The organism is Achromobacter pestifer (assembly GCF_013267355.1).
Taxonomy (GTDB): Bacteria; Pseudomonadota; Gammaproteobacteria; order Burkholderiales; family Burkholderiaceae_B; genus Achromobacter; species Achromobacter pestifer_A.
Map to the genome: position 1 here is coordinate 2,554,857 of NZ_CP053985.1, position 11,765 is coordinate 2,566,621.

Genomic DNA, 11,765 nt, shown 5'->3' on the forward strand with positions numbered 1-11,765 from the left:
CTGCGCCAGGTGTTTTTTTGCCGGCGCCGATGCACATACATGGAACGCGTGCTCACGCATCCACGGAGTGTTCCATGCTTTCCCTCAGGTTTCCGGCTGCCTGCGTCATCGCAGCCGCCGCCAGCACCGCCCATGCCCAGGCGCTGCGCCACTATGATTTGCCCGCGGGCCAGCTGGATGTCGCGCTGACGCAGATCGCGCGCGTCGCGGGCGCGGTGATCTCGTTTCGCGCCGAACTGGTGGCAGGCAAATCCGCGCCGGCCATCTCCGGCCGGTTGACCGTCGACGAAGCCACCGCGCGCGCGCTGACCGGAAGCGGGCTGGAACTACGACGCACGCCGGACGGCAGCCTGACCGTAGCGCCATCAGGCACCACGACGCTCTCGCCGGTGACGGTCGAGGCGGCCACGCTGGGCGTGACCGAGGGCACGCATTCATACACCACACCGGTGATGGCCACGGCCACCAAATTCGCGCTTTCGCCGCGCGAGACGCCGCAATCGGTCAGCGTCGTGACCCGCCAGCAGATCGAGGACCGCGGCTTCCAGTCGCTGGACGATGTGGCCCGCGACACCACCGGCCTGACCACGCGCCAGATTGGCGGCGGCGAGCGCACGCAGTTCTTCTCACGCGGATTCGAGATCAGTTCGTTCCTGGCCGACGGCGTGCCGCTGGCCTACGACTACGACACCCAGGGCGTGGCGACGCTGGCCATGTACGATCACATCGAAGTGCTGCGCGGCGCAGCCGGCATGATGACCGGCGCAGGCAATCCCTCGGGCACGATCAACCTGGTGCGCAAGCGCGCGACGGCGGTGCCACAGTTTTCGGTGACCGCCAGCGCCGGTAGCTGGGACAACTATCGCGGCGAAGTCGACGGGTCGGGCGCCTTGAACGAAAGCGGCACCCTGCGCGCACGCGGCGTCGTCGCCTATCAGGACTCGGACACCTTCAAGAAAGCCTACGAGCATCAACGCCAGCTCTATTACGGCACCATCGAAGCCGACCTCACGGCAAACACCACGCTCAGCATCGGCGGCTACTACAACCGCGAAGACAACCCCGGCGCGGATTGGAATGGCCTGCCGACCCGCCGGGATGGCAGCTTCTACGACTTCAAGCGGTCGACCCGCCTTTCACCGGATTGGGCCTATTGGAACAAGGAAAACACCAGCTTCTTCGCCGAACTCGATCATCGCTTCGACAACGGCTGGTCCGGCAAGCTGACCGCCCGCACGCTGCGCGCCAAAATGAACATGCTGGGCAGCTACCTCTATCCCCTGGAGAACTCGACGTTCTTCGGGCAAGGCTTGGGCCAGTACAACTACGACAAGACCCAGTACAGCGTCGACGGCTACCTGAGCGGCCCGTTCACGCTGCTGGGGCGCACGCATGAACTGGTGCTGGGCGGCAGCTTCATGAAGAACAAGGACGACGACGGTCCTGGCGGATGGCCGCTAGGCTATGACATGACAGTCGATCCTGAACACTGGGACTCCAGCGCCGTCGAAAAGCCCGCGTTCGTCTACCCCTGGTCGCGCAAGGGATTCCAGCGCCAGATGAGCGGCTACGCCACTACCCGCCTGAGCCTCGCGGACCCGCTGACGCTGATGCTGGGCGCCAGGCTGGACTGGTACGAATACGACATGACGCTGAAGTCCGGCGACTACGTCAGCCCGCCCGCGGCCTACAAGGTCAACCACGAACTGACACCCTACGCGGGCCTGATCTACGACCTGGACCGCCACCATTCCGTCTACACCAGCTGGACCAGCGTATTCCAGCCGCAAAACTACCAATCAGCCAGCGGCGCCCCGCTGGATCCGGTCATCGGCACCAATCTGGAAGCGGGCATCAAGGGCGAGTACTTCGACGGCCGCCTCAACGCCAGCGCGGCGGTCTTCCAGATCCGCCAGCGCAACCGTCCTGTCGCCCTGACCACGTCCTCGTGCGGCCCAGGCGTGATCGAATGCTATGCGCCCTCCGGCAAGGTGGAAAGCCGAGGCGTCGAATTCGAAGTGGCAGGCGCAATCACGCCGGGCTGGCAGGTGTCGGCCGGCTATACCTACAACCAATCCAAGTATCTGGAGGATTCGGGCAACATCCGGGCTGGCGCAGCGTATGACACGCAGACCCCGCGCCATCTGTTCAAGCTCTCGACCATGTACACCTTGCCTGGCTCCTTGAATGCCTGGCGCGTGGGCGGGGCGATGCGCGTGCAAAGCGCGATCAGCTTGCCTGCCTACAACGTGCGCCAACCCGGCTACAGCATATGGGATGCCGTGGTGGCTTATCGCGCCAGCCCGAATCTGGATCTGCGCCTGAACGTCTACAACCTGTTCGACAAGTACTACTACCAGGCCATCGGCAGCAACCAGGACAACAACCACTTCGGCGCGCCGCGGTCGTTTTTGTTGACGGCGAAGTACACGTTCTAAGATTGGAGCGTGGCAGGGAGGATCGCCAGGAATAAAGGCGTCAGACGACGATTTCGCTACATGTGGCTGGCGTAACGGTAGTCTGGCATCTTTATTCGCAGGTTTGACGACAGTGCTGTCGCTAAACCAGATCTTGCCCTTGCTGGCCTAGTTGAAGAGGAGGCCAGGCCTGGTGTGCCGGGCGATCCTATTTCTGGACATCCTGCCGCTGACGCTGGTACGTGTCATAGGATTTGGACGCATCGCTCTGGCAACGCTGTCGCTCCTGGTTGTCGGCGATCTTATTGCAGTCATTCCGTTGCCAGGATTGGCCAGTGTCATACAACTGGCGGGACGAGCAAGCCGTCCCGGCGGCGGCCACTACGATGCAGGCGAAGATCAGGGCGTAGCGCAAAGGAGTCTCCTGAGAGCGCGGCGTGAGATTGGCGGATGTAGTCCGCGTATGACGGGCGTGCTGCAGGGTTACGGTTTACTTTTTTTTGACCGGGAGCGCCACATTGATTCGCATGCGATCCCTCTCTGCGCGTGTGCAGGCGGCCGAATCAGACTCTGCGCGGGAATCCTGGGCTCCATGCACAGGCGCCAGATCATCTAGCAACGTCAGGCCGCCCGCAAGGCCTGCTTATCCCGGCTGCGGCTACCTGATGCGGTTTCAATAGCACGCCAGCTTCGAATCACGAATCGTGACCCGACACAGGGTGAAAGCCCGTCGGCGTGGCTAAGAGTATCCGCAAGACCGGAAGACGCCGCACAGAGTAGACTGGCCGCCTGTCCATCCGTATCGAGTCCTACTCCATGCTAGTCAAAGCCCTACGTGTCGGCCTGGGTCAAATCATCGTGCTGGGCGACGCCCTCACGCGGCCCCGCCCGCAACAGCGCTCCGCGCAAGGCCAGGCCACGGTCAACACCGAAGCGGCCAAGCTGTCGCTCTACCAATTCCACGCCTGCCCGTTCTGCGTCAAGACGCGGCGCGCCATCCACAAGCTCAACGCGCCCATCGCGCTGCGCGACGCCAAGGGCGATCCCGAAGCGCGCGCGCAACTGCAGGCAGGCGGCGGCAAGGTGAAGGTGCCGTGCCTGCGCATCGACGACGCAGCAGGCACGCGTTGGATGTATGAGTCCAGCGACATCATCGCCTACCTCGAGCAACGCTTCGCCAACGTGGCCTGACGGAAGCGCATGGGCATGCCCCGCCTGGCTCGCCTGTTTCTCATCACCTTGGCCGCCATGGGTGCGCTGGCCGGCTGCGATTCCTCGTCCTTGAAACCCGCGCCGCCCGGATCAAAACTCAACGCCGAAGCCATCGCCACGCGCGACACGCCGCCGGAGCTGCAGTTCAAGGGCGTACTGGCAGGCCAGCCCGTGCATCTGCTGGTGCATGAATGCAAGGTGTACAAGGTCGAGCCGGCCGAAGGCGAGAACGTGAAGTGGACGCTGGTGCTTGAAGGCGACTTCTCTCTGCTGCCGACCCTCTGCGTCCAGCAGCGGCTGACCGAGAGCAAGGGGGTGGTGACTGCGTTCCTGGGGCGGCAGGCGTTTGGCGCGGGTGGGTGTTGCACGGGGACGCCGGAGTATCGGTCCAGGGATGGGGTGAATTGGAAGCCGCGTTGAGTGTGGGCTTTGTGTTCGCCGACGCTGACTACGCCGTACCCCAAAGGAAAGCCGCAGATGGCAAATGACGACCGCAGCCTGATTATTCCCAGAAGAACGCCCGAATCAACGGCCATGACGGCCAACGTCAAACGCGCGATGACGATCACCGCAGCCCTAAACCGCCTGACCTTCAACGACGCCGCTGAAGTCCGCGCCTTGTTCAGCGAACTGATCGGCAAGACGGTCGATGAGAGCTTTCTGTTGATACCTCCGTTCTATACGACCGGAGGTCCCGACATCAGCGTCGGGCGCAATGTCTTCGTCAATCAGAACTGCACCTTCTATGACTTGGGTGGGTTGAGCATTGCCGATGACGTGATGATCGGGCCGAACGTCAGCCTCATTACGTCCGGCCATCCCATCGAACCGTCGCGGCGTCGCGACTTCGTCACTGCGAAGCCCATTGTGATCGAGAGGAATGTCTGGATCGCGGCGGGTGCGACCGTTATTGGTGGTGTGACTGTGGGCGAGAACTCGGTGATCGCGGCGGGTTCGGTGGTTACCAAGGATGTGCCTGCGAATACGCTGGTGGGTGGGAATCCGGCAAGGGTAATTCGGTCGATTGCTGAGTAAGGCGGGCGCTCGAGCGCCTCGCCTCTGGCTGCTTGAGTTTGGCTACTGGATCGACGACGGCGCGCCGTGCGTGACGTCGCCGAGATCCGCATCCACCTCGCAAAAGCGCGCCTGCGCCAACATGGCATCGGTCAAGGTGCCCAGGTGATCGCACAGGCCTTCCACTCCGCCCATCAACGCCGCCACTGTCCAGGCGTCCAACGGCTGCCCGCCTGTTGCGTCGGGTTCGGATGCGCTGTTGCCAACCATGCGGGCCATGGCCTCGATGGCGTGACGGGCACGGTCGATGTGGTGGAGATGGGAGAGGGGGACTGCACCGAGCTCGGGATCGGATTCGACGGACCAGGGGTTTTGGGTGAGGGGGTGGGATTGCATGACAGGCTCCAAAGACAAGTTAGGCCTGCTCCCCACTTCCAAATGGGGTGGGCGGGCACATGGCAAGGTTGGAAGACCGGCGTCTTTGGAAACCGGCGTGCGCGAACGCACCCTCGCCAAGGCCCGCCCATAGGGACGTGCAGAGACGTTCGGACGTGAAAATGCCGCCTAAGCGGCGGCGGTCCGCCAAAGACACTACCGGCTTCCAAACCGGGCTACCGGTGGTGCGGTAGTGGGGGGAGTATACGGTAAGGGGGAATGCGATTTAGGCGGGGGGACAAATTTGCTACAGGAAGGCGATACTCATACTAAGGCAGAACGTCGGCTTTCGACCCGTTTGCGACATTCGGAGCCTCGGATCAGGAGGAGCAAAGGAGACGTCGGGAATGCGTCGAGTTAGATCACGTTCTGAACGCAACGTAGAGACTAGTGTGGGATGTCAGCGATATGCCATGATGAGCACGAAACCGGATCACTGTCACACTGGCAGTGGTCAAGCAGCGTAGTTCTCAGGCCTCAACTCCACGAGCGGCGTCGAGGTCGTCACTGAAGTGCCCCAGATGAGCTCGAAGCACATGGTCCTGTTCATCGAAGCATTGCTTCAGTATATACAGATAGTTGTTCTGTTCCCTGAAACCGTAGGGTTCGATAAGGTGCGCTCGCATCACCGTGGCTAACGGCGTTAGGTGTGCGTGCTGCTCCAGGTCTCGCAGGGTGGTGAGCGCCACACCAAGCAACTCCTCTTTGAGCCTACGACTTACGCGCGGCGACATCAGGATGGGCTTGACGACACGGCCAATGGCTTCTGCGGCTTCGAAGGCAATGTGAATATGATTGCCTTCGAGCTGCTCGGGACGCACCCTGTCGCCAGGCGTCGTCAGAGCCTCGGCATCCCTTACCCATACCGCAGTAGCGTCAACGATTTCGTACAGCAAGTAGGCCAGCGGCGTTGGGAACTCATGGTTCTCGTCGTCCGGGCGAACTTCGCGGGCGCGATCGACTAGCCGGCTGGCGAAATGAGGCATGTAGTGGAGCCATAAGTGATCGGCGACACGTTGATGCAGGCCCTCCAGCACCATGATCCTGAAGAACTGGATGCCGGCATAGACCGGGTCGTGATGCTTACCAACGTCTTGGAACGTCAGCAACCGCCCGTTGAGCTTCTTCTCGAGAACGTCACCTGCCCAGTGATACAGCCATCACCGTCGCGGAAGCCATCGTCGGCACGGTGGAAGCATTCTTCGCGACAGCGTTCGAACGGGGCGCTTTTGCCCACGTCGAACGTTTCGACGTCTCTGTTGTCGAAGCGGATATCACGCGCTTCGAGGTCAAAGCTGATCTCGACCTAATGAAGGCCGTCGTCAAGTGGCCCAAAGGCGTCTTTCCCGGTACGTCCTCGGTGTATGGCGACTTCCTCAATATGCTGGTTGAAGTGGCTGGAACGGTTTTCTCCGCGACTTGCCTCGCGAGGAACTTCGAGGAGGCTATGCATCAACTATTCCAGACTGACGGGGCGATGGATCGTGCGGCGATGATCGGTTCTCTGTGTTTCAGCCGTCAGCGCATCTTCAGTGGCGTCGCACGGCTCGCGGGCTGGGACAAACATTCGCCCAAGAAGTTCGAAGCCCGATCCAACCGACCTCCCGTCGTACGCGAGCGCCCCGCGCGTAAGGAGCCGAGGGAGGGGGACACGGCCTCCAGAGATTTCCACCTCTCGAACATGACCGACCACCGCGAAATGAAAGTGCACTCCGTTATCGACGTACACCTATGGGATCGCGCCGAGTGGACGGGCGCCGCCTATGGGGTGGCGCATCCGGAGGCACCACCCTTTATCGCGTTAATGTTCAAAAATCGGGGTGCGGCCGCCAAGATCTTCGAACGCTGGCGGGAACGATTCGGATCGATCGACCTGAAGGAGGAGATTCACATCGGCGTCGTTCGTCGTTTTTCAACGGAGCATCCAGCGCACTATGGCATGGTCATCACGTCGAAATTTCCGAAAGATTCGGCCGATTCACGAGTTGCCATGATGGCATCGCGGTCGCTCACGATGGAGCCCGCTAATGACACTAACCTGAGCGCCTTCTTAGATCTGTACAAGAGGGCCGGTGCCTACCTGTTGATGCCGGCACTGATCACGCCCGGTCAGACGCTTCAGTTCATTGATGGTCTCCACATTCTGAAGCGCAGCTTGCACGTGAAGATGGCCGTCGACGTTGGGCCACACGATACGGAGAATCTTTTTCTGGCCCCCCGCGGTCTCCAGCACGGCAAGGATTGACTCTCGACGCTTCGCCTCACTCACCATATCCACGAACTTTGGCAGGCCGTCAAAAGTCATCGAAGGGAGGGAGAAGTGGTCCCTGGCGAGCGGTACACCAACCCGCAGGTATTTCAAACCGGGCTCAGGGATCTGGATAAAGGTGTCAGACTACAATTTTGGGTGGCTATGGTTAGCGAAATTGCAGTCTGACACCATATTTGCAAATTATGGACAAATTCCTACAAAGACCCAAAGTGATGAGAGTATCCATAATTGAGAGCCTTGATTTTCTTAGAATAGCTATCGGCAAGATCCGGCAATTGCTCTTTGTCAAAATCCTTTATTTGTGCAATTTTTAACATTTCAAGCAACCTCTCCGAATCAATTAGGCTCAGTTTAATTCCTTGCAACTCCGCTTTTTGACATACTGACTTTGCCCCGGAAGTGAAGCCCGACGTCGTCACAAACATTCCCTGCGGAAGACCGTGCAAAATCAGCGCACCAACGAAAGAACGTAGCTGCTCAATTTCGATGACGCCACGATAACGCTTCACTTGAACCCCAAACGCTTCGCCCGACCCATCGATTCCGATTACGTCCAACCCACCGTCGTTCGAGCGACTCGTTATTTGCACATCGAGCCTGTGAGACTTCAAGATGCTCGTCACGATTTTTTCAAATTGATATGGCTCTATTGAAAAACGGTCGCTATATCTGGCACAAAGATAGTTCCTTAGCTCCTCAACTGGGCTATCAATTGGCGATGGCAACACTGAAGTGAGCGCTCCGGCAGCCCACTGGTACGCAGAATACCCCTTAGCAGGCGTCTCATATTGAAGCTCCCGGATAACGCACCACCATCCGCAAACAGGGCAACAATGAAAAGCCACTCCGACGACTTCAGGCACCGACATAATGGGGCGATGCAATAAAAAAGAGCCATCCACATAGATTGCGTTCTGCCTAACTTGCAGATCATGCTTTTTTCGAATCGCGTCTTCGTTCAAGTCCCATAAATTATCAGCCGGGCAGGAGAGCATATCCGCATTACAGAATATGCATTCTGGCCGAGGAAAGAGAATTTCGGCCGCCTGTGTAGTTGCCAGATGATGCCACATAGCTTTTCGACACCTCGAGGAAATATCAAATATGGTGCCAGACTACAATTTACCCAAAGAAATTGCAGCCTGGCACCATATTTTTCCAACCGCCACGGCTGAATCGCGTCGCGCTGCCGCGACCGTCAGACGAACATCGTGCCGAGCACGGCCCATGCGGTCGCGCATGACCGGAGGACGCTAGTACTGCAGCCTTCCCCGGGACGATTGATCTCAAATCAGCTCACACAGATAATAGTGTCAGACTACAATTTTCAACGATGGGGCGACGCCGGGCGGCCGCACTGATGCAAACCGGCGAAACAAGAGCCGCGAACATTGCGGCTCTCTAGTCCCGACATCGATAGACCCGAATCAGGGCTTATCCCCTTAGACCATTCAGGTATTGTCTTTCACCACTGTGCTGGGCCCGTTAGTCTTCACAGACGCAATACCGTTATCCCGAGCCGCTGTACCTGAATACATTTCACTACGCCCAATGGATTGCCCATTTGCCGCGGTCAACGTGAAGTAGGGTGATCCATCAGTCGCCGTCTTGCGCTGATAGCGCTCGTCGACCGGCGAATTCTGGCGAACAGACGCAATGCCGTCCTGAGCGCTGGTTTTAGTGGTGTAGCGCTCGCTCGTAAGAATAACTTCATGATTCCCAGCTTTCAGATTGAACATGTACTGATCGCCGCTGCGCTTCAACTCGTAGTAACCGCTCATGGAAACCTCCAATATCTGGTTAGTTCAACAATGGGTCGATACTGTGATGCACACACATGAATGCCGGTTGATGTTAGTCCATGTCCTGCGTTCAGGAAATCTCCACCTACTTGTTCCTCGGGCGAACAGGCGCGGAGGAAACGCCCGCCTTGATCTTCGACGAGGCATCACGCGGCAATGCGTTTCCAGTTGCCGCCCCTGATGACTCCACCGACTGATAACTCCGCAGCTCACGGCGAAATATCTTGACCATGGTCAGCTGCTGGAGCCGCAGCCTCAAACGTCGGGTCCGATAGATATTGGTATCGTCGAGGTCAAAGGCGCAGTCTGGCTCGGACTCGCTGGAAACGAATACTTCCAGCCATGTGCTGGTCACTGTGGCGCCATAGCTGCGAAAACCCACGAATCTGACCTTCGGCCAAGGCACCGCGCCGGTCTGGGGTGACCAGAGGCCTTCGTTCCTGATCTCCAGCAGCACCTTGCGTTGCGCGCGCAGGGCTGGCATCAGGCCGTACACAGACAACGGCACCCCTGCAAACAACAGTAAGCAAACCAGCAGAAGCCAGCCATTCCATTGGTCATGAGCCATCTCGAACAAGAGATAGATGGACAACAATATTGCGAATGGCGCGGCGACAAGAACATAGAACCAGAAGAACAGGCGCCAGGCCCGTATGACGATGGGCCGCTTCAACACTGTGGGGGCTGGGGCTATCTGAGGGTTTGGCGTTCTACGTTTGCTTTGCTTCATTTCAGATTCTTGGGTGCCATGCGGTTACTGGTGCGCTACATGCCGCGCAGAGCACGTCGATTCGTCAACGCCATGACGTTTCAATCGCCGATGTCTCCGATATCCAATCGGTCAATTTCGAATTGAGCATACCCATCACACGGCACGCTTCCAAATTCAATGACGAAGCCGTTGACCGCCACCAATCCGGCATCCTGATCGATCACACGCCCCGTTCCTCGGTATTTGAAGTGGCCAATCCGTTCCAGGCTTTCCACTGACAGGGCATCCTGCTCTTGCTGGGGCCAGTCGGAACCGAATGCTGCACGAATCTCGCCGTCCAAGACGGACAGCCGGTTCGTGATGGTGTCTCCGACCTTGACTGTGCAAGGCCAGCAGAAGGCCGTGACGACCGCGCCTTCCTGGCTGCGCAAGGTCACGGAGGCGCTTTCGTCGCCGGGTGTGAACGGCTCAGCCGATATGACTGTGATTGTTTTCATGGGCATGGCGAGCATGGCTTCTTCGGTCGCTGGATGGGTACGCGGGCGTTCAAAAGACAAGGGCCGCTGTACGCGGCCCTTGCTACTGGCTATCGAACTACCCCGATTACGCCTTGCGCACCTGCGCAATCAAGCCATCCAACTGCGTCAGCATCGTATCGATTTCCTCAGCCGTCACATTCAACGCCGGCATGAAGCGCAGCAGGTTTCCGCGCGGCGCATTCAGCAGCAAGCCGTTGGGCGCCAGATTGCGCGCGGCTTCGACGATGGCGGGGCCGTCGTCACGATCCATCACCAGCGCACGCAGCAGACCCATCCCACGCTCACCCTTCATGCCCCACTTGGCCGACAAGGCCAGCAGGCCTTCGGACAGTTGCTTGGCACGGGCGTTGACGGATTCCATGAAGCCGGGTGCAGCCAGGGCGTCGAACACGGCGACGCCGACGGCGGCCATCAGCGGGTTGCCGTTGTAGGTACCGCCCTGGTCGCCGTGCGAGAACACGCAAACTTCCTGGCGAGCCAGCAGCGCGGCCAGCGGCACGCCGCCGCCGATGCCCTTGGCCAGGGTCATGATGTCCGGCACGACGTCGGATTGCTGGTAGGCGAACATGGTGCCGGTGCGGCCCATGCCGGTCTGGACTTCGTCGACGATGAAGAGCAGCTTGTGCTCGTCGGCCAGCTTGCGCAGGCCTTGCATGAATTCCTTGCTGGCGGGGACGACGCCGGCTTCGCCTTGGACGGGTTCGAGCATGATGGCGACGGTTTGGTCGTCGATCAGCTTGCGCACGGATTCCAGGTCGTTGATTTCGGCCTTGGGGAAGCCTTCGACCTGCGGGGCGAACATCTTGTCCCAGCCCGGCTTGCCGGACGCGGACATGGTGGCCAGCGTGCGGCCGTGGAATCCGTGGTTCATGGTGATGATCTTGTAGGCGCCTTTCTTGTGCACCTGGCCCCATTTACGCGCCAGCTTGATGGCGCCTTCGTTGGCTTCGCCGCCGCTGTTGGCGAAGAAGACGCGGTCGAAGACCGAGGCGCCGGTGAGGCGCTGGGCCAGCTCGATGGAGGGCAGGTTGTAGAACGCCGGCGAGGGGTTCATCAGCAGCTTGGACTGGTCCAGCAGGGCCTTCTGCATTTCCGGGGCGCTGTGGCCCAGGGTGTTGACGGCCCAGCCCTGGACGAAGTCCAGGTATCGCTTGCCCGCGTGATCCTCCAGCCAGGATCCCTGGCCGCGCACGAACACGAGGTCCGGGCGGGAGGTGATCTCCATGAGGGTGTTGGTGTTGAACTGGCTGAATTCCATGGCGGTTCCTGCGGAATGAGAGAACAGGGGGTGAGAAAGTAATTGGACGATGCCAATAGGCGAATTTAGCACCGACGGGGGGATGCTATTGTGACGCACCCCCT

At 59.6% G+C, this 11,765-nt stretch carries 12 protein-coding genes; 5 read left to right on the forward strand and 7 right to left on the reverse strand.

Annotated features, from left to right (window positions below; all coding sequences use genetic code 11):
• Positions 1 to 74 precede the first annotated feature (74 nt).
• The 4 genes from FOC84_RS12375 to FOC84_RS12390 all read left to right on the forward strand — a co-directional run bounded on the left by FOC84_RS12375 (position 75) and on the right by FOC84_RS12390 (position 4,664).
• Complete coding sequence (locus FOC84_RS12375; RefSeq protein WP_173144673.1) at positions 75 to 2,438, forward strand: TonB-dependent siderophore receptor; 2,364 nt, start codon at positions 75 to 77, stop codon at positions 2,436 to 2,438.
• Positions 2,439 to 3,233: 795 nt separating this feature from the next.
• A complete protein-coding gene (locus FOC84_RS12380) occupies positions 3,234 to 3,608 on the forward strand; it encodes a glutaredoxin family protein (RefSeq protein ID WP_013390852.1) in 375 nt (124 codons plus the stop codon).
• A gap of 15 nt (positions 3,609 to 3,623) precedes the next feature.
• Positions 3,624 to 4,049 (forward strand): hypothetical protein, encoded by a 426-nt coding sequence (locus FOC84_RS12385; RefSeq protein WP_173150109.1) that lies wholly within the window; start codon positions 3,624 to 3,626, stop codon positions 4,047 to 4,049.
• A 57-nt stretch (positions 4,050 to 4,106) separates the two neighbouring features.
• The gene (locus FOC84_RS12390) at positions 4,107 to 4,664 is read left to right on the forward strand and encodes a sugar O-acetyltransferase (protein WP_173144674.1); all 558 of its coding nucleotides are present in this window, start codon (positions 4,107 to 4,109) and stop codon (positions 4,662 to 4,664) included.
• Between the two features lie 42 nt (positions 4,665 to 4,706).
• Here FOC84_RS12390 and FOC84_RS12395 read toward each other — a convergent pair whose 3' ends face one another.
• Together FOC84_RS12395 and FOC84_RS12400 are read right to left on the reverse strand one after the other, a co-directional pair.
• The gene (locus tag FOC84_RS12395) at positions 4,707 to 5,039 is read right to left on the reverse strand and encodes a hypothetical protein (protein WP_173144675.1); all 333 of its coding nucleotides are present in this window, start codon (positions 5,037 to 5,039) and stop codon (positions 4,707 to 4,709) included.
• A gap of 509 nt (positions 5,040 to 5,548) precedes the next feature.
• The gene (locus FOC84_RS12400; RefSeq protein ID WP_173144676.1) at positions 5,549 to 6,187 is read right to left on the reverse strand and encodes a hypothetical protein; all 639 of its coding nucleotides are present in this window, start codon (positions 6,185 to 6,187) and stop codon (positions 5,549 to 5,551) included.
• An 80-nt stretch (positions 6,188 to 6,267) separates the two neighbouring features.
• Here FOC84_RS12400 and FOC84_RS12405 point away from each other — a divergent pair, with 80 nt between their 5' ends.
• Positions 6,268 to 7,323 carry a hypothetical protein gene (locus tag FOC84_RS12405; protein ID WP_173144677.1) on the forward strand — a complete coding sequence of 352 codons (1,056 nt, stop codon included), beginning with the start codon at positions 6,268 to 6,270 and terminating at the stop codon, positions 7,321 to 7,323.
• A 221-nt stretch (positions 7,324 to 7,544) separates the two neighbouring features.
• Here the strand turns inward: FOC84_RS12405 and FOC84_RS12410 are convergent, their stop codons facing one another.
• The 5 genes from FOC84_RS12410 to FOC84_RS12430 form a co-directional block, all read right to left on the reverse strand.
• The gene (locus FOC84_RS12410) at positions 7,545 to 8,423 is read right to left on the reverse strand and encodes a restriction endonuclease (RefSeq protein ID WP_173144678.1); all 879 of its coding nucleotides are present in this window, start codon (positions 8,421 to 8,423) and stop codon (positions 7,545 to 7,547) included.
• Between the two features lie 378 nt (positions 8,424 to 8,801).
• Complete coding sequence (locus FOC84_RS12415; RefSeq protein ID WP_173144679.1) at positions 8,802 to 9,131, reverse strand: YegP family protein; 330 nt, start codon at positions 9,129 to 9,131, stop codon at positions 8,802 to 8,804.
• Positions 9,132 to 9,237: 106 nt separating this feature from the next.
• Positions 9,238 to 9,882 (reverse strand): hypothetical protein, encoded by a 645-nt coding sequence (locus FOC84_RS12420; RefSeq protein ID WP_173144680.1) that lies wholly within the window; start codon positions 9,880 to 9,882, stop codon positions 9,238 to 9,240.
• Between the two features lie 80 nt (positions 9,883 to 9,962).
• The gene (locus tag FOC84_RS12425) at positions 9,963 to 10,376 is read right to left on the reverse strand and encodes a hypothetical protein (RefSeq protein ID WP_173144681.1); all 414 of its coding nucleotides are present in this window, start codon (positions 10,374 to 10,376) and stop codon (positions 9,963 to 9,965) included.
• Between the two features lie 91 nt (positions 10,377 to 10,467).
• Positions 10,468 to 11,661, reverse strand: a complete 1,194-nt coding sequence (locus FOC84_RS12430) for an acetylornithine transaminase (protein ID WP_173144682.1) — start codon at positions 11,659 to 11,661, stop codon at positions 10,468 to 10,470.
• Positions 11,662 to 11,765 lie beyond the last annotated feature (104 nt).

Bases quoted from the DNA above. Each gene is read 5' to 3' on its own strand.
- FOC84_RS12410 (WP_173144678.1), bottom strand. From the start codon at position 8,423: ATGTGGCATCATCTGGCAACTACACAGGCGGCCGAAATTCTCTTTCCT.
- FOC84_RS12430 (WP_173144682.1), bottom strand. From the start codon at position 11,661: ATGGAATTCAGCCAGTTCAACACCAACACCCTCATGGAGATCACCTCC.
- FOC84_RS12385 (WP_173150109.1), top strand. From the start codon at position 3,624: ATGCCCCGCCTGGCTCGCCTGTTTCTCATCACCTTGGCCGCCATGGGT.
- FOC84_RS12375 (WP_173144673.1), top strand. From the start codon at position 75: ATGCTTTCCCTCAGGTTTCCGGCTGCCTGCGTCATCGCAGCCGCCGCC.
- FOC84_RS12390 (WP_173144674.1), top strand. From the start codon at position 4,107: ATGGCAAATGACGACCGCAGCCTGATTATTCCCAGAAGAACGCCCGAA.
- FOC84_RS12415 (WP_173144679.1), bottom strand. From the start codon at position 9,131: ATGAGCGGTTACTACGAGTTGAAGCGCAGCGGCGATCAGTACATGTTC.
- FOC84_RS12395 (WP_173144675.1), bottom strand. From the start codon at position 5,039: ATGCAATCCCACCCCCTCACCCAAAACCCCTGGTCCGTCGAATCCGAT.
- FOC84_RS12380 (WP_013390852.1), top strand. From the start codon at position 3,234: ATGCTAGTCAAAGCCCTACGTGTCGGCCTGGGTCAAATCATCGTGCTG.
- FOC84_RS12420 (WP_173144680.1), bottom strand. From the start codon at position 9,882: ATGAAGCAAAGCAAACGTAGAACGCCAAACCCTCAGATAGCCCCAGCC.
- FOC84_RS12425 (WP_173144681.1), bottom strand. From the start codon at position 10,376: ATGCTCGCCATGCCCATGAAAACAATCACAGTCATATCGGCTGAGCCG.